The sequence below is a fragment of the Neisseria mucosa genome (assembly GCF_013267835.1).
Lineage (GTDB): Bacteria > Pseudomonadota > Gammaproteobacteria > Burkholderiales > Neisseriaceae > Neisseria.
In genome coordinates, this window is the sequence record NZ_CP053939.1 from 836,055 (window position 1) to 853,437 (window position 17,383).

The window sequence follows — 17,383 nt, forward strand, 5'->3', positions numbered from 1 at the left end:
TTTATCAAACTAAGGCATAAGATTTTAATCAATTTCCCTAAAATTCAAAGAATAATCAAATTACATAACAATTATATAATATGAATCAATAATCAAGAAAGGCCGTCTGAATTCTTTCAGACGGCCTGTTACAACAAAATACTACATTAATTTAATCCTATGCAAACAAGAGTTTACCACTCTCTTCTTTAACATGAATTGTGCTATCGGGCGCATATTTGCCTTCGAGCAGGGCTTTGGCTAGCGGGTTTTCGATTTCCGACTGGATGGCGCGTTTGAGCGGGCGGGCACCGTACACGGGGTCGAAACCAGCTTTGGCAATCAAATCCAAGGCGGCATCATCGACTTTCAGATGCAGATGTTGCGCTTCCAAACGTTTTTCCAAACCTTTAAGCTGGATTTTCGCAATGCTGCGGATATTAGCCTGATCCAAACCGTGGAACACGACGACTTCGTCAATACGGTTGATCATTTCAGGACGGAAATGTTCTTTCACATCCTCCATCACGACTTCTTTTACTGCTTCGTAGTCCTGAGTACCCATTTGTTGGATATGTTGGCTACCGATATTGGAAGTCATGACGATAACAGTATTTTTAAAGTCCACTGTACGACCTTGTCCGTCGGTCAAACGGCCATCATCCAAAACTTGCAACAAGATGTTGAACACGTCAGGATGGGCTTTTTCCACTTCATCCAAAAGAATCACGCTGTACGGTTTGCGGCGGACTTGTTCGGTCAGGTAACCGCCTTCTTCGTAGCCGACATAGCCCGGAGGCGCGCCGATTAAGCGGGCAACGGCGTGTTTTTCCATGTATTCGGACATGTCGATGCGGATGAGGTGGTCTTCGCTGTCGAACAGGAAGCCTGCCAAGGCTTTGCACAACTCGGTTTTACCCACACCAGTCGGGCCTAGGAACAAGAAGCTGCCGTAGGGTTTGTTCGGATCGGCAAGGCCGGAGCGACTGCGGCGGATGGCGTCGGAGACGGCGCGCACGGCTTCGTCTTGACCAACCACACGGCGGTGCAATACTTCTTCCATTTTCAGCAGTTTGTCGCGTTCGCCTTCCATCATTTTGGACACAGGAATGCCGGTCATACGCGATACGATTTCGGCCACTTCGTCCGCGCCGACTTCAGTGCGGAAGAGTTTGTTTTGTTTTTTGCCCTCAGGATTGCTTTCCGCAGCTTGCAACTGTGCGCCCAATTTCGGCAACTCGCCGTATTCGAGTTCGGACGCGCGGGCAAAGTCGCCTTGGCGTTTGGCCTGTTCGATTTTGACTTTGATGTCGTCCATCTGTTTCTTGATGTCGGCGGTGCTGGAAGATGCGGCTTTTTCGGCTTTCCAGATTTCGTCCAGATCGGCGTATTCTTTTTGCAGGCCGTCGATTTCTTCGTCTATCAACTCCAAACGTTTTTTGCTGGCCTCGTCGCTTTCTTTAGCAACGTGCATTTTTTCCATTTTGAGCTGGATGATGCGACGGTCGAGTTTGTCCATTTGCTCGGGTTTGCTGTCCAGCTCCATTTTGATGCGACTGGCAGCTTCATCGATCAAATCAATCGCTTTATCGGGCAAGAAACGGTCGGTGATGTAGCGGTCGCTCAATTCCGCTGCGGCAACGATGGCAGGGTCGGTAATATCGATACCGTGGTGGATTTCATAGCGTTCCTGCAAACCGCGCAGGATGGCGATTGTGTCTTCCACGCTGGGCTCGCCGACCAATACTTTTTGGAAGCGGCGTTCGAGTGCCGCATCTTTTTCGATGTATTGGCGGTATTCGTCCAAGGTGGTCGCGCCGATGCAGTGCAGTTCGCCGCGTGCCAAAGCCGGTTTCAACATATTACCTGCGTCCATCGCGCCGTCGGTTTTACCCGCGCCGACCAAAGTATGGATTTCGTCGATGAAAATCAGGGTGTTACCGTCGTCTTTCGCCAAATCATTCAACACGCCTTTCAAGCGTTCTTCAAATTCGCCGCGGTATTTCGCGCCGGCAATCAATGCCGCCAAATCCAAAACCAGCAGGCGTTTGTTGCGCAAGGATTCAGGCACTTCGCCGTTGACAATGCGTTGCGCCAAGCCTTCGACGATGGCGGTTTTACCCACACCCGGTTCGCCAATCAGCACGGGGTTGTTTTTGGTGCGGCGTTGCAATACCTGAATCGCGCGGCGGATTTCGTCGTCGCGACCGATAACGGGGTCAAGCTTGCCGTCGCGGGCGCGCTGGGTCAGGTCGAGCGTGTATTTTTTCAGAGCATCGCGTTGGTCTTCAGCATTGGCATCGTTCACGTTTTGTCCTCCTCGTACCGTGTCAATCGCGGCATTGATGTTTTGTTCGGTCGCGCCGGCTTCTTTCAAGATTTTGCCGGTCGCATCGTTCTGCTGCACCAAGGCGAGCAGGAAAAGTTCGCTGGCGATATAGGCATCGCCTCGTTTGGTTGCGGCTTTGTCCATCAGGTTCAACACCGCCTGCAATTCACGGCTGGGCAGAATATCGCCGCCCTGGCCGGACACTTTCGGCAGGCTGTTTAAATGCTGCTGCAAACGCTGTTTCACCTGCGGCACATTCACGCCCGCATGAGCCAAGAGCGCGGCGGCTCCGCTGTTTTGGTCGTCAAGCAGGGCTTTCAGCACAAAGCCCGCTTCCAGATAGCTGCTGTCCGCAGCCAACGCCAGGCTTTGACCTTCTTGCAGAGCTTGCTGAAATTTAGCAGTCAATTTATCAAATCTCATTTAACGTTCCTCTACAAATATATTTCCGTTGAAGCCTATATAGGCGCAAATGTGGATAACTCAAGAGTTATTTTTTCATTAAATAGTAAATTTAATTTATATTGTTGTTTTATAATGATTAATTTTTATTATTTTATGTGTATAACTTTTCTTTTCCATTTAACCCATACGTAAAAGGCCGTCTGAAAAATCAAGAAGAATCAGGTATAATCGGCAACATATTAATTTTCAGACGGCCTTTGCGCCGAAGGATACTTTCATGAGCAAAAAACGAGTTTTAACAGGCGTTACCACAACAGGTATTCCACACTTGGGCAACTACGTCGGCGCCATCCGCCCGGCTATCCGTGCGGCGCAGGATGCCAATACCGAATCATTCCTCTTTTTGGCCGACTATCACGGCATCATCAAATGTCATGAGCCGGAAATGATTCATCAATCTACTCAAGCTGTTGCCGCCACATGGCTCGCCTGCGGACTCAATCCGGAACAGACCACTTTCTACCGTCAAAGCGATATTCCCGAAGTGATGGAGTTGAACTGGATTCTGACCTGTATCACCGCAAAAGGTCTGATGAACCGCGCTCACGCTTACAAAGCCGCAGTACAGGCAAATACCGAAAACGGTCAGGAAGATCCGGATCACGGCGTGGAAATGGGCCTATACAGCTACCCTATCCTTATGACTGCCGACATCCTTATGTTCAATGCCCATGAAGTACCAGTCGGTCGCGACCAAATCCAACATGTCGAAATGGCGCGCGATATTGCCGGACGCTTCAACCACCGCTTCCAAGAGCTCTTTACCCTGCCCGAAGTAAAAATCGATGAAAATGTCGAACTCTTAGTCGGCCTGGACGGACGTAAAATGTCCAAATCCTACGGCAATACCATTCCGCTTTGGGAAAACGACAAGAAAACCCAAAAATCGGTCAACAAAATCATCACCAACATGAAAGAGCCCGGTGAACCAAAACAGCCTGATGAAAGTCCTCTGTTTGAAATCTACAAAGCCTTCTCTACGCCGTCTGAAACTGCCGAGTTCACACAAATGCTGGCCGAAGGCCTTGCTTGGGGCGAAGCCAAGAAACTCTTGGGCGCAAAAATCAATGCTGAACTCGCAGAACCGCGTGAGCGTTACAATGAATTGACAGCAAAACCCTCTCAAATTGAAGATATTTTGCAGGCCGGCGCACAAAAAGCGCGTAAAGAAGCACGCGAATTGTTGGATAAAGTCCGCGATGCAGTAGGTATTCGTCCGTTGAAATAATAGCAAGGCCGTCTGAAAATTTCAGACGGCCATCATCTCGCTAAATTTTAAAATATCACTATTTTTCAGGGTTTCTCATATGAAAAAAACCTTCCCCCTTATCTTGCTCAGCCTTTTATTGGCTGCCTGCGGCGGCAAGTCTGAAGATACTGCCGCCAATGATGCTGCTTCAGGCAATGCCCCCAAACCTACCTTTAAAGTCAAATACATCGATGAACAAGCCATAGCCGGTTTGGATTTGGGTACAGCACAAGAAGGCGAAACCAAAGAAGGTAAAAAACAACGCACCTATCCGATTAACGGCATAGAGGGCGGCGTCATCAATCTGATTGGCAAGCACCCTAACGACTTAGAAGTCATCAGCGGCCAATGCATGGAAAAAAATGAAAAAGGTGTTTCAGCCGGCTGGTCAGCCAACGGCGTCTGCCACACTGCCTTTGCAAAAATGGTGGACAATATTGCCCAAGACGGCGGCAAACTGACCGACTATCTGATTTCACACGCTGCTTTACAGCCTTATACCGAAGGCAAAAGCGGTTATGCCGCCGTCCAAAACGGCCGCTATATTTTAGAAATTGACAGCGAAGGTATGTTCTATTTCCGCCGCCGTCATTACTAAAACCCTGCCTATACTATTTTCCCCCTGATACAAGGACTGAATCATGGCCCAAGTTACTTTCCAAGGCTCTCCTATTTCTACAAACGGCAATTTGCCTGCCATCAGTCAAGTTGCACCTGATTTCACATTGGTAGCAGCAGACCTATCTGAGAAATCATTGGCTGACTTTGCAGGCAAACGCAAAGTGCTGAATATTTTCCCCAGCATTGACACCGGCGTATGCGCCCAGTCCGTCCGCACTTTCAACAAACGTGCCTCTTCGTTAGAAAATACCGTCGTTTTGTGTATTTCTGCAGATTTACCGTTTGCACAAGCCCGTTTCTGCGGTGCAGAAGGTTTGGAAAATGTAGTGACACTTTCTACATTCCGCAGCAGCTTTTCTAACGATTACGGTGTTACACTGACAGAAAGCCCATTACGCGGCCTGACTGCCCGGGCAGTGGTGGTTTTAGATGAGCAAAACCAAGTTCTCCACGCTGAGTTGGTTTCTGAAATTGCGAATGAGCCTGACTATGAAGCAGCTTTGGCTGTTTTGTAATTAACCAAATAAAATCAGGCCGTCTGAAGATTTTCAGACGGCCTTTAGCTTATCTTCAAAATAAAAACGGTAGCTTAAAAGCTACCGTTTTCTGTTTCAAACCTTATACAGATTTATCTGTTTTGTCTGCTTCTACTGACTCAGTATTTTGAACCTCATTTTGCTCAACAGATTCAACAGCTTCAGCAACAGGCGCTTCAGGCTCTTCTACTTTGTCATCACGGACATTGTGGCTGTAATCTTTAGGTGGACTAGGTTGTTTACCGGCCATAATTTCCAAAACTTGGTCTCGATCGATGGTTTCCCAATCCATCAGTGCTTTGCACATGGTTTCCATCTTATCGCGATTTTCATCCAAGATTTTGTAAGCCACTTGGTATTGCTCATCCAAAATACGGCGGATTTCCGCATCGATATCTTGTTGGGTTTTCTCGGAAATATTTTGAGAACGGGTTACGCTGCGACCCAAGAATACTTCACCTTCGTTCTCAGCATAAACCATCACACCCATTTTGTCGCTCATACCATAACGCGTTACCATCTCGCGAGCCATTTGAGTTGCACGCTCAAAGTCGTTAGATGCGCCGGTAGAAATACGGCCGACAAAAATATCTTCAGCAATACGACCACCAAACAAGATTGAGAGCTGGCTCAGCATTTGGTCTTTATACATGCTGATGCGGTCACGCTCAGGCAGCTGCCAAGTCAAACCCAATGCACGGCCACGAGGCATAATCGTTACTTTGTGAACCGGATCGGTAAACGGCAGGCTTTCCGCTACGATTGCATGGCCAGCCTCATGATAGGCTGTCGCACGTTTTTCATCTTCGTGCATTACCATGCTACGACGTTCCGGACCCATGTAGATTTTGTCTTTCGCATCTTCAAAGTCGCTTTGATCGACTTTAACTTTATTACGACGGCCGGCAAACAAAGCTGCTTCATTGACCAAGTTTGCCAAATCCGCACCTGAAAAACCAGGTGTACCTCGTGCTAAAGAAGTCAAATCTACGGATGCATCCAAAGGTACTTTTTTAGCGTGTACTTTCAAGATTTGCTCACGGCCACGGATATCAGGCAATGGAACAACGACTTGACGATCAAAACGGCCCGGACGCTGCAACGCTGGGTCAAGTACATCAGGACGGTTGGTTGCTGCGATCACAATAACGGTTTGGTTGCTTTCAAAACCATCCATTTCAACCAACAATTGGTTCAATGTTTGCTCACGCTCATCATTGCCACCACCCAAACCGGCACCGCGCTGACGGCCGACCGCATCAATTTCATCGATAAAGATGATACATGGCGCGTTTTTCTTAGCCTGCTCGAACATATCGCGGACACGGCTCGCACCGACACCGACAAACATTTCTACAAAATCAGAACCTGAAATACTGAAGAATGGCACACCGGCCTCACCAGCAATCGCTTTAGCCAGCAATGTTTTACCCGTACCAGGGCTACCTGCCAACAAAATACCGCGCGGTACACGACCACCCAGACTTTGGTAGCGATTGGGCGATTTCAGGTAATCCACGATTTCTTGTACTTCTTCTTTTGCCTCATCACAACCGGCAACATCGGCAAAAGTCACTTTATTGGAATCTTTATCCAACAAACGCGCACGGCTTTTACCAAAAGAGAAGGCGCCGCCTTTACCGCCACCGCCGCTTTGCATGCGCATGAAGTAGAACCATGCACCAATCAACAACAAAACAGGCAGCAGGCTGTAAAACAGACTGGCCAGCATGCTTGGTTTTTCTTCCGGAGTCACTTTGACGCGTACTTTGTTGTCCAACAGTGTTTTAACCAAGTTGTCATCCAAAGGCGCATTGGTATAGAAGGCAGTTTTATCGGTGCGCTCACCTTTAATCAGATAGCCGCTGACAACAGATCCTTCAATATTGACATTGGATACTTCGCCACTATTAACTTGCTGAATAAATTGAGAATATTCGATTTGCTGTTTATCTTCCTGCTTATCGCTGAGTGCATTGAATGCTGCTAAAAGCATAGCACCACCCACTACCCAAACTAATATGTTTTTAATGGTATTCCCCACTGAACAGGCTCCATGGTTACAAAATAAATAAAATCAAGGGAAAGAATTTTAAAGCACCCACCCTACATTGTCAGCGTTTATTTTTGCCTAATAGGTAAATCTCACTGGAACGATTGCGGGAAGCATCCGGCTTTCGAGTTTGCACACTGGCAAAAATTTCGCTCATTGCCGCCGTATATTCCTGATAGCCCGCGCCTTGAAACACCTTCACCAAAAAACTGCCTCCGGGTTTCAAATGCTGCGAGGCAAAATCCAAAGCCAGTTCACACAGGTAAAAACTGCGTGCCTGGTCTGTTACGGCATTGCCTGACATATTGGGTGCCATATCACAGATTACAAGGTCTAACGGGCGATTATCCAACAAAGCTTCAAACTGCTCCAAAACAGCATCTTCCCGAAAATCGCCCTGAATAAACGACACACCATCAATCGCATCCATCGGTAAAATATCCAAAGCAAACACCGCTCCTGTTTTACCGACCAGCTTGGCTGCCACCTGTGACCAACTTCCCGGCGCACTGCCCAAATCCGCCAAAACCGTACCTGGTTTGATTAATTTATCTTTTTGATTGATTTCCAATAATTTATAAGCCGCCCGGGCACGATATCCGTCCTTTTGTGCCATATGGACATAATGATCATTGACGTGCTCATGCAGCCATGCTTTTGAAGATTTTGAGCGTACAGCCATCTTGATTTGAAATGCTTAAGTTAAAATCAGCATTGTACGTTATTTCCCCCGTAAATGTTCTAAATCGCGTACAATATAGCCATTATTCTTTTTAATTGGATACTTATTGATATGAGCGACAACAAATTAAGCACCAAAGAAATTTTGGCCTTGAAAGCCCAAGCACACCACCTCCACCCTGTCGTTATGGTTGGCCAACAAGGCTTGACCGAGTCAGTCATCAAAGAAACCGATGCCGCATTGACAGCACACGAATTGATTAAAGTCCGTGTTTTTGGTGATGATCGTGCTGAACGTATTGAAATTTGTGATGCACTATGTGAAACACTGGGTGCTCAATTGGTACAACATATTGGTAAATTACTTGTTTTGTGGCGTAAAAAACCTAACGATGAATAATTTAAACTGAATAAATAGCAGAAGTATTTTCTCAACCCACTTTATTCTATCTTCTGTTGTATTTATGCAGCATAAAACAATTTATTCCATTATTCTAAGCATAAAAATACAAATACGGTTGCCTGTTTTTGTAAATAACCCCAAAATTACAAAATCATAACGGCCGCACCCTGTCGGCCGATTATTTTATTCTTAATCCTTCACAAAATATAAAAGCAAACCGATGAATGCTCAACAATATGAAGAATCTTTTCTGCTGGCAGAAAAATTAATCACTCAAGATCCACCTGACTTTGCACGAGCCATCCCATTGCTCTGCGAGGCAGCAGAGGCGGGACATATCGAGGCTGCATTTCAGCTGGCAGGATGCCTGTTTGAAAACCACGAAAACGAACAAGATTTGGCAATTGCAGTTGAATATTTAAAACAAGCGGCAAGAGCCGGTCATCCCTATGCCCGCTACAATCTTCTCCAATTACAAGAAAATAACGGCGCAGAAGTAGAAACGCTTATTTCAGCCTATCAAGAGCTTGCCGAAGAAGGCTTGGTCCCGGCCCAGCTGCGCCTGATGCGTTTATATGCAGATAGCGGCAATGAACAGCAAGCAGTCAAATGGGCATTGAAAGCTGCCGAGCAACAAAACCCTCAGGCGCAATATTTCTTAGCCCAACACTACCAATACTCAAGCACCCCCGATTTAGAATATTCCCATACGCTCTACCAGCAATCTGCTGCACAGGGGTTTATTGCAGCACACTGGCAACTTGGTCTTCAATATAAATTGGGCCAAGGTGTCGCACAAAATCCTGAAAAAGCAATCGAACATTTACGCATTGCCGCCAATTACGACATTGTTCCGGCGCAAACTTCTCTTGCAGAACTCTTGTCGGCATCAAACCCTGCCGAGGCATTAGAATGGTTTGAAAAAGCGGCAGAACAAGGAGACAGCAATGCGCATGTAGCACTTGCCGAAATCTATCTATTGGGCAAAAACACCGAGCGAGACCCTCAAAAGGCCTATCTGCACGCTAAATTTGCTGCGGATCAAAATGATCCGGAAGGCTTGCGCCTTTTAGGTGATATCTATCGCTACGGATTAGGACGAGCAGTTGATGCAGACACCGCGCGTCAATATTATCAACGCTCGGCTGATTTAGGTAATCTTGTCGCCTACCAAAAACTTCTGTCTGACAGCGCATTGAATAACCAGCAAAACTATGAGCTGACGAAAGAAATCGCCCTCCAACGTCAGGAGGCTGAACGTCTATACAAGCTGGCATTTGCAGCGCACTATGGCTTAAAACGCCAACAGAATTACGCTGAAGCACTGGATCTATACCACCAATCCGCAGAACGTGGGCACAGCAAATCCCAAACCAATCTTGGCATGATGTATTACAGTGGACAAGGTGTACCTGTCGACTATGCCCAAGCTGCAAAATGGTTTGAAGCAGCAGCCAAACAAAGAGACACGATGGCTCAATATAATCTTGCCTGTCTGTATTATCACGGTATGGGCGTAGAAAAAGACATCAATAATGCTTGTTTCTGGCTGCAAGAAGCCATCCAACATGGACATGAACAGCAAGATGTTCTCAAAGAGCTTTTGGCTCAATGGAAGCAATTCGCTCAAAAAGGCTCTGCCGATTAAAGGCCGTCTGAAATTCTAACTTCCTACATAAATGACATGTCAGAGCTAAACTAAACAGCCTGTACATGTCATTTTTTTCATTTACCCTTCCTCAATAATCGTTATCTTCAAATCCCATTCCCTCTTAATCTCTTTAAAGTCTTCAGACGGCCTACTCTCTTTGTAAAGAATCAGATAATCTAAATTTTCCCTTTCAAACCCTAAACCCAATCCAAACTTTCAATTTACAACAAAATTTTAAAAATGTTTTTCGTATTCGAATCTATTTACTCAAACACCTGATACTTTTTACTGTATCCACTCAATATCTCGATTTAAAACAAACTCTATAACTCTTTTAAAAATCCTAATTCCAACCTCTACATCCTATCAATATCTACAGCATGATTTGCCAGTTTGCCCAATTACTGATAGCATTTGCAGGTTAGCCGGTTCGCAAAAAGTTCAATTCTTTCTGATTTTTCATCAATGGTTATAACGTATTGAAAATATTTCAGTAATTAAAACTTTTTCGAATTTGACTCTAGGAATTTTCGTTTTTAACTCACATTTGTTCGCAAACGAAAATATCGGAGTAATACTCCGTCATTGAAAAACACTCAACACAAGGATAGATATTATGTCCACCCAATTACACGATGTTGACCCAATTGAAACCAAAGAATGGTTAGACGCGTTAAGCTCTGTTTTAGAATATGAAGGCAGCGAGCGCGCCCAATACCTGCTGGAAAGTTTGGTCAAATACAGCCGTGACAAAGGCATCCGTATGCCTCACGGCACCACTACTCCATACTTGAACACTGTTTCCGTTGAAGACGAAAAAGGCATCCCCGGCGACCAAAACATCGAACACCGCATCCGTGCATTCGTTCGTTGGAACGCTGCCGCTATCGTTTTGCGCGCGGGTAAAAAAGATTTGGAATTGGGTGGACACATTGCATCTTTCCAATCAGCCGCCACTATGTACGAAGTCGGCTTCAACCACTTCTGGAAAGCTAAAGGCGAAGGCGAAGAAGGCGATTTGGTATTCTTCCAAGGCCACGTAGCCCCTGGCATCTATGCACGCGCTTTCGTTGAAGGCCGTCTGACTGAAGACCAGCTGAACAACTTCCGTCAAGAAGTTGACGGCAAAGGTCTGCCTTCTTACCCTCACCCTCACCTGTTGCCTGACTTCTGGCAATTCCCAACCGTATCTATGGGTCTTGGCCCATTGATGGCAATTTACCAAGCACGCTTCCTGAAATACTTGGAATCTCGCGGTCTGGCTAAAACCAAAGGCCGTAAAGTATGGGTATTCTGTGGCGACGGCGAAATGGACGAACCTGAAAGCCAAGGTGCTATTGCTCTGGCTTCACGCGAAGGCTTGGACAACTTGGTATTCGTTATCAACTGTAACCTGCAACGTTTGGACGGCCCAGTACGCGGTAACGGCAAAATCATTCAAGAGCTGGAAGGCAACTTTGCCGGCGCCGGCTGGAATGTTGTGAAAGTCATCTGGGGTCGTCGTTGGGACCGCCTCTTGGCAAAAGACAAAGATGGCATCTTGCGCAAACGTATGGAAGAGTGCCTGGACGGTGACTACCAAACTTACAAATCCAAAGACGGTGCATACGTTCGCGAACACTTCTTCAATACGCCTGAACTGAAAGCATTGGTCGCCGATATGACCGATGAACAAATTTGGGCATTGAACCGCGGTGGTCATGACCCTCAAAAAGTGTACAACGCTTACGACCGCGCAGTGAACCACGCCGACGGCAAACCTACTGTAATCTTGGCGAAAACCATTAAAGGTTACGGCATGGGCGCATCCGGCGAAGGCCAAAACGTTGCCCACCAAGCCAAAAAAATGGACAAAGCGTCTCTGAAACAATTCCGTGACCGCTTTGACATTCCTGTAACTGACGAGCAAATCGACAGCGGCGACCTGCCTTACCTGACTTTTGCTCCCGACAGCGAAGAATACAAATACCTGCATGCACGCCGTGAAGCTTTGGGTGGCTACCTGCCTCAACGCAAACCTACCCCAGAAGTTCTGGAAGTGCCTGAACTGTCTGCATTTGATGCTCAACTGAAATCCAGCGGTGACCGTGAATTCTCAACCACCATGGCTTTCGTTCGCATCCTGTCTACTTTGCTGAAAGACAAAAAAATTGGCAAACGCGTGGTGCCTATCGTTCCAGATGAAAGCCGTACGTTCGGTATGGAAGGCATGTTCCGTCAATACGGTATTTGGAACCCTAAAGGCCAACAATACACTCCTCAAGATAAAGACCAACTGATGTTCTATAAAGAGTCTGTTGACGGTCAAATCTTGCAAGAAGGTATTAACGAACCAGGTGCCATGGCTGACTGGATTGCTGCTGCGACCAGCTACGCAAACAACGACTTTGCCATGATTCCTTTCTACATCTACTACTCTATGTTCGGTTTCCAACGCGTTGGCGACTTGGCATGGGCAGCAGGCGATATGCATGCACGCGGTTTCCTGCTGGGTGGTACTGCCGGCCGTACAACACTGAATGGCGAAGGTTTGCAACACGAAGACGGCCACAGCCATGTTCAAGCGGATTTGATTCCAAACTGCGTTTCTTACGATCCGACATTCCAATACGAAGTAGCCGTTATCGTACACGATGGCTTGCGCCGCATGTATGTTAACCACGAAGACGTGTTCTACTACATCACCCTGATGAATGAAAACTACACCCATCCAGACATGCCTGAAGGCGTAGAACAAGACATCCTGAAAGGTATGTACCTGCTGAAAGCCGGCAGCAAAGGCGACAAGAAAGTTCAATTGATGGGTTCCGGTACCATCCTGCAAGAAGTCATTGCCGGTGCTGAATTGTTGAAAGCCGACTTCGGCGTAGAAGCAGACATTTGGTCTTGCCCATCTTTCAACCTGTTGCATCGCGACGCTATCGAGGCAGAACGTTTCAACCGCCTGAATCCTTTGGAAACTGCAAAAGTACCGTTTGTTACTTCTCAACTGCAAGGTCATGACGGCCCAGTGATTGCCGCTACCGACTATATCCGCAGCTATGCTGACCGCATCCGTGCCTACATCCCTAACGACTACCACGTCTTGGGTACTGACGGCTTCGGTCGCTCCGACAGCCGTGCCAACCTGCGCAGCTTCTTCGAAGTTGACCGCTACAACGTTGCCGTTGCTGCATTGAGCGCATTGGCTGAGCAAGGCAAAGTCAGCAAAGAAACCGTTCAACAAGCTATTGAAAAATATGGTATCAAAGCCGATGCAGCTCCTAGCTGGAAACGCTAATTGATGTTTCAGACGACCTGTTTGCTTCATTCAGACATCAGGCCGTCTGAAAACCGAATGCTTGAATGGTTTGAACAAACTGTACCGATGCCGTGTGCAACAGTTTTCAGACGGCATCAAACTGAAAATATTAAAGGAACTCAAATGAGTATCGTAGAAATCAAAGTCCCTGATATCGGCGGTCATGAAAACGTCGACATCATCGCCGTAGAAGTTAAAGTAGGCGACACTATTGCCGTTGACGACACCCTGATTACGTTGGAAACCGACAAAGCCACTATGGATGTACCTGCTGATGCAGCTGGTGTCGTGAAAGAAGTTAAAGTTAAAGTTGGCGATAAAATCTCTGAAGGCGGCGTTATTCTGACCGTTGAAACCGGTACTGCCGCTGCTGATGCTGCTCCGGCACCTGCAGCAGAAGCTCCTGCTGCTCCAGTTGCTGCGCCTGCAGCCGCTCCTGCCGGTGGTGCTACCGTACAAGTTGTTGTACCTGATATCGGCGGCCACTCTGACGTAGATGTTATTGCCGTTGAAATTAAAGTTGGTGACACTGTTGCCGTTGACGACACCCTGATTACGTTGGAAACCGACAAAGCCACTATGGACGTACCATGTACCGAAGCCGGTGTGGTTAAAGCCGTATTCCTGAAAGTTGGCGACAAAGTATCCGAAGGCTCCGCCATTATCGAAGTAGAAACTGCCGGGTCTGCCGCAGCAGCTCCTGCTCCTGCCGCTCAAGCTGCCGCACCTGCACCAGCTGCCGCTCCGGCTCCTGCTGCACCAGCCGCTGCGCCTGCACCGGCTGCTCCTGCTGCTGCCAAAATCGACGAAGCTGCATTTGCAAAAGCTCATGCAGGTCCTTCCGCACGCAAACTGGCACGCGAATTGGGCGTAGATTTGGGCCAAGTCAAAGGTACCGGTCTGAAAGGCCGTATCATGGGCGAAGACGTTAAAGCCTTCGTTAAATCCGTTATGCAAAGCGGTGCAGGCAAACCTACCGCTGCTTCTTTGGGCGGCGGTCTGGACTTGTTGCCATGGCCTAAAGTTGACTTCTCTAAATTCGGCAGCGTCGAAGTTAAAGAACTGTCACGCATTAAGAAAATCTCCGGTCAAAACCTGTCTCGCAACTGGGTTGTGATTCCTCACGTTACCGTACACGAAGAAGCGGACATGACCGAATTGGAAGAATTCCGCAAACAGCTGAACAAAGAATGGGAACGCGAAGGCGTGAAACTGTCCCCATTGGCGTTCATCATCAAAGCCTCTGTTGCTGCGCTGAAAGCCTTCCCTGAATTCAACGCCTCTCTGGATGGTGACAACTTGGTGCTGAAAAACTACTTCAACATCGGTTTCGCAGCAGACACGCCGAACGGCTTGGTTGTTCCAGTGATCAAAGACGTGGATCAAAAAGGCTTGAAACAAATCAGCCAAGAGCTGACCGAATTGTCTAAAAAAGCCCGCGAAGGCAAGCTCAAGCCACAAGAAATGCAAGGCGCATGCTTTACCATTTCCAGCTTGGGCGGTATCGGCGGTACAGGCTTCACACCAATCGTGAATGCTCCTGAAGTTGCTATCTTGGGCGTGTGCAAATCCCAAATCAAACCGGTTTGGAACGGCAAAGAATTTGCTCCTCGCCTGATGTGCCCGTTGAGCCTGTCCTTTGACCACCGTGTCATCGACGGTGCCGCCGGTATGCGCTTTACCGTATTCCTGGCTAACCTGTTGAAAGACTTCCGCCGCATTACTCTGTAATCCGAGCATTTTCAGACGGCCTGAATAAAAAGGCCGTCTGAAAAAAGAAGTCCGAACATCATTCAGAAAGATTAGACATGAGCTTAGTTGAATTAAAAGTACCCGACATTGGCGGTCACGAAAATGTAGATATTATTGCGGTTGAAGTAAATGTAGGCGATACCATTGCTGTGGACGATACCCTGATTACTTTGGAAACCGATAAAGCGACTATGGACGTACCTGCCGAAGTTGCAGGTGTCGTTAAAGAAGTTAAAGTTAAAGTCGGCGATAAAATCTCCGAAGGCGGCTTGATTGCAGTCGTTGAAGCCGAAGGCGCGGCTGCCGCTCCTAAAGCAGAAGCACCTGCTGCTCCTGCACAAGAAGCACCTAAAGCTGCTGCTCCGGCTCCTCAAGCTGCACAATTCGGTGGTTCTGCCGATGCCGAATACGACGTAGTCGTATTGGGTGGCGGCCCCGGCGGTTATTCCGCTGCATTTGCCGCTGCCGATGAAGGCTTGAAAGTTGCCATCGTCGAGCGTTACAAAACTTTGGGCGGCGTTTGCTTGAACGTCGGCTGTATCCCTTCCAAAGCCTTGTTGCACAACGCTGCCGTTATCGATGAAGTACGTCACTTGGCTGCGAACGGTATCAAATACCCAGAACCAGAACTCGATATCGACATGCTGCGCGCCTACAAAGACGGCGTGGTTTCTCGCCTGACTACCGGTTTGGCAGGTATGGCCAAAGGCCGTAAAGTAGACGTTATCCAAGGCGACGGCCAATTCTTAGATCCGCACCACTTGGAAGTGTCGCTGACTACCGGCGACGTGTACGAGCAAGCGACCCCTACCGGCGAGAAAAAAATCGTTGCCTTCAAAAACTGTATCATTGCAGCAGGCAGCCGCGTAACCAAACTGCCTTTCATTCCTGAAGATCCACGCATCATCGATTCCAGCGGTGCTTTGGCCCTGAAAGAAGTACCGGGCAAACTGCTGATCATCGGCGGCGGTATCATCGGCCTCGAAATGGGTACAGTTTACAGCACGCTGGGTTCTCGCCTCGACGTCGTTGAGATGATGGACGGCCTGATGCAAGGCGCAGACCGCGACTTGGTAAAAGTATGGCAAAAACAAAACGAATACCGTTTTGACAACATCATGATCAACACCAAAACCGTTGCTGTCGAGCCTAAAGAAGACGGCGTTTACGTTACCTTCGAAGGTGCAAATGCACCTAAAGAACCACAACGTTACGATGCCGTACTGGTGGCTGCCGGTCGTGCGCCTAACGGCAAACTCATCAGCGCTGAAAAAGCCGGTGTTGCCGTAACTGACCGCGGCTTCATCGAAGTGGACAAACAAATGCGCACCAACGTGCCGCACATCTACGCTATCGGTGACATCGTCGGTCAACCGATGTTGGCGCATAAAGCCGTTCACGAAGGCCACGTTGCCGCTGAAAACTGTGCCGGCCACAAAGCCTACTTTGACGCGCGCGTTATTCCGGGCGTTGCCTACACTTCTCCTGAAGTGGCATGGGTGGGCGAAACCGAGTTGTCTGCCAAAGCCTCCGGTCGCAAAATCACCAAAGCCAACTTCCCATGGGCTGCTTCCGGCCGTGCGATTGCCAACGGTTGCGACAATGGTTTCACTAAGCTGATTTTTGATGCTGAAACCGGCCGCATCATCGGTGGCGGTATCGTTGGTCCTAACGGCGGCGATATGATCGGCGAAGTCTGCTTGGCCATCGAAATGGGTTGCGATGCAACCGACATCGGCAAAACCATCCACCCACACCCAACCTTGGGCGAATCCATCGGTATGGCTGCGGAAGTAGCATTGGGTGTATGTACCGACCTGCCGGCTCAGAAAAAGAAATAAGTTCACTCAAATAAAGTTTGAACGAACTTAATGGAACAAAGGCCGTCTGAATGTTTCAGACGGCCTTTTCTCAAATAAGGAGATTTAATATGAAAAAAATCGAAGCCATTATCAAACCTTTTAAACTCGACGATGTACGCGAAGTCTTGACCGAAATCGGCATTACCGGCATGACCGTCAGCGAAGTCAAAGGCTTCGGCCGCCAAAAAGGTCATACGGAAATTTATCGCGGCGCAGAATACGCGGTTGATTTCCTGCCCAAAGTGAAAATCGAATTGGTATTGGCTGACGACAAAGTCGATCAGGCTGTTGATGCCATTTTGGAAACCGCACATTCCGGCAAAATCGGTGACGGTAAAATCTTCATTTATCCAGTTGAAGAAGCCATCCGCATCCGAACCGGCGAACGTTCGGATGCCGCGCTTTAATAGAAATCACAAGATACAGAATACAAATGTCGTCTGAAAAAAGTCATGACTTGTTTTAATCAGGAATTATTTTTCAGACGGCATTATTGAATAA

Annotated in this window: 12 protein-coding genes; 9 read left to right on the top strand and 3 right to left on the bottom strand. The window is 47.8% G+C overall.

The window, feature by feature from the left end; translation table 11 throughout:
* Positions 1 to 157: 157 nt before the first annotated feature.
* The gene (gene clpB, locus FOC66_RS03900; RefSeq protein WP_003746853.1) at positions 158 to 2,731 is read right to left on the bottom strand and encodes an ATP-dependent chaperone ClpB; all 2,574 of its coding nucleotides are present in this window, start codon (positions 2,729 to 2,731) and stop codon (positions 158 to 160) included.
* Positions 2,732 to 2,990: 259 nt separating this feature from the next.
* Between clpB and trpS the strand changes: the two genes are divergently transcribed.
* From trpS to tpx, 3 genes are all read left to right on the top strand, one after another.
* On the top strand, positions 2,991 to 4,001 hold the full coding sequence (trpS, locus tag FOC66_RS03905) for a tryptophan--tRNA ligase (RefSeq protein WP_003746855.1): 1,011 nt from the start codon (positions 2,991 to 2,993) through the stop codon (positions 3,999 to 4,001).
* Positions 4,002 to 4,080: 79 nt separating this feature from the next.
* Positions 4,081 to 4,620, top strand: coding sequence for a hypothetical protein (locus FOC66_RS03910; RefSeq protein WP_003746856.1), 540 nt, complete (start codon positions 4,081 to 4,083; stop codon positions 4,618 to 4,620).
* A 43-nt stretch (positions 4,621 to 4,663) separates the two neighbouring features.
* The gene (tpx, locus tag FOC66_RS03915) at positions 4,664 to 5,158 is read left to right on the top strand and encodes a thiol peroxidase (protein WP_003746858.1); all 495 of its coding nucleotides are present in this window, start codon (positions 4,664 to 4,666) and stop codon (positions 5,156 to 5,158) included.
* Positions 5,159 to 5,261: 103 nt separating this feature from the next.
* Here the strand turns inward: tpx and ftsH are convergent, their stop codons facing one another.
* A complete protein-coding gene (gene ftsH, locus FOC66_RS03920; protein WP_003746860.1) occupies positions 5,262 to 7,223 on the bottom strand; it encodes an ATP-dependent zinc metalloprotease FtsH in 1,962 nt (653 codons plus the stop codon).
* Positions 7,224 to 7,293: 70 nt separating this feature from the next.
* Entirely contained in the window at positions 7,294 to 7,914 is a 621-nt protein-coding gene (locus FOC66_RS03925; RefSeq protein WP_003746862.1) for an RlmE family RNA methyltransferase, read from the bottom strand.
* Between the two features lie 111 nt (positions 7,915 to 8,025).
* Here FOC66_RS03925 and yhbY point away from each other — a divergent pair, with 111 nt between their 5' ends.
* The 6 genes from yhbY (at position 8,026) to FOC66_RS03955 (ending at position 17,289) form a co-directional block, all read left to right on the top strand.
* Positions 8,026 to 8,313 carry a ribosome assembly RNA-binding protein YhbY gene (gene yhbY, locus FOC66_RS03930; RefSeq protein WP_003746863.1) on the top strand — a complete coding sequence of 96 codons (288 nt, stop codon included), beginning with the start codon at positions 8,026 to 8,028 and terminating at the stop codon, positions 8,311 to 8,313.
* Positions 8,314 to 8,536: 223 nt separating this feature from the next.
* A complete protein-coding gene (locus FOC66_RS03935) occupies positions 8,537 to 9,964 on the top strand; it encodes a tetratricopeptide repeat protein (RefSeq protein WP_003746867.1) in 1,428 nt (475 codons plus the stop codon).
* A gap of 619 nt (positions 9,965 to 10,583) precedes the next feature.
* The gene (gene aceE / locus FOC66_RS03940) at positions 10,584 to 13,247 is read left to right on the top strand and encodes a pyruvate dehydrogenase (acetyl-transferring), homodimeric type (protein ID WP_003746869.1); all 2,664 of its coding nucleotides are present in this window, start codon (positions 10,584 to 10,586) and stop codon (positions 13,245 to 13,247) included.
* Positions 13,248 to 13,391: 144 nt separating this feature from the next.
* Complete coding sequence (gene aceF, locus FOC66_RS03945; RefSeq protein ID WP_003746871.1) at positions 13,392 to 14,999, top strand: dihydrolipoyllysine-residue acetyltransferase; 1,608 nt, start codon at positions 13,392 to 13,394, stop codon at positions 14,997 to 14,999.
* A 77-nt stretch (positions 15,000 to 15,076) separates the two neighbouring features.
* Positions 15,077 to 16,861, top strand: coding sequence for a dihydrolipoyl dehydrogenase (gene lpdA / locus FOC66_RS03950; RefSeq protein ID WP_003746873.1), 1,785 nt, complete (start codon positions 15,077 to 15,079; stop codon positions 16,859 to 16,861).
* A gap of 89 nt (positions 16,862 to 16,950) precedes the next feature.
* The gene (locus tag FOC66_RS03955) at positions 16,951 to 17,289 is read left to right on the top strand and encodes a P-II family nitrogen regulator (RefSeq protein WP_003746874.1); all 339 of its coding nucleotides are present in this window, start codon (positions 16,951 to 16,953) and stop codon (positions 17,287 to 17,289) included.
* The last annotated feature ends 94 nt before the right edge of the window (positions 17,290 to 17,383 follow it).

What these genes read in the sequence shown, in the direction of transcription:
- aceF (WP_003746871.1), top strand. Translation starts at nt 13,392, where the DNA reads ATGAGTATCGTAGAAATCAAAGTCCCTGATATCGGCGGTCATGAAAAC.
- lpdA (WP_003746873.1), top strand. Translation starts at nt 15,077, where the DNA reads ATGAGCTTAGTTGAATTAAAAGTACCCGACATTGGCGGTCACGAAAAT.
- FOC66_RS03925 (WP_003746862.1), bottom strand. Translation starts at nt 7,914, where the DNA reads ATGGCTGTACGCTCAAAATCTTCAAAAGCATGGCTGCATGAGCACGTC.
- FOC66_RS03935 (WP_003746867.1), top strand. Translation starts at nt 8,537, where the DNA reads ATGAATGCTCAACAATATGAAGAATCTTTTCTGCTGGCAGAAAAATTA.
- trpS (WP_003746855.1), top strand. Translation starts at nt 2,991, where the DNA reads ATGAGCAAAAAACGAGTTTTAACAGGCGTTACCACAACAGGTATTCCA.
- tpx (WP_003746858.1), top strand. Translation starts at nt 4,664, where the DNA reads ATGGCCCAAGTTACTTTCCAAGGCTCTCCTATTTCTACAAACGGCAAT.
- clpB (WP_003746853.1), bottom strand. Translation starts at nt 2,731, where the DNA reads ATGAGATTTGATAAATTGACTGCTAAATTTCAGCAAGCTCTGCAAGAA.
- yhbY (WP_003746863.1), top strand. Translation starts at nt 8,026, where the DNA reads ATGAGCGACAACAAATTAAGCACCAAAGAAATTTTGGCCTTGAAAGCC.
- FOC66_RS03910 (WP_003746856.1), top strand. Translation starts at nt 4,081, where the DNA reads ATGAAAAAAACCTTCCCCCTTATCTTGCTCAGCCTTTTATTGGCTGCC.
- aceE (WP_003746869.1), top strand. Translation starts at nt 10,584, where the DNA reads ATGTCCACCCAATTACACGATGTTGACCCAATTGAAACCAAAGAATGG.
- FOC66_RS03955 (WP_003746874.1), top strand. Translation starts at nt 16,951, where the DNA reads ATGAAAAAAATCGAAGCCATTATCAAACCTTTTAAACTCGACGATGTA.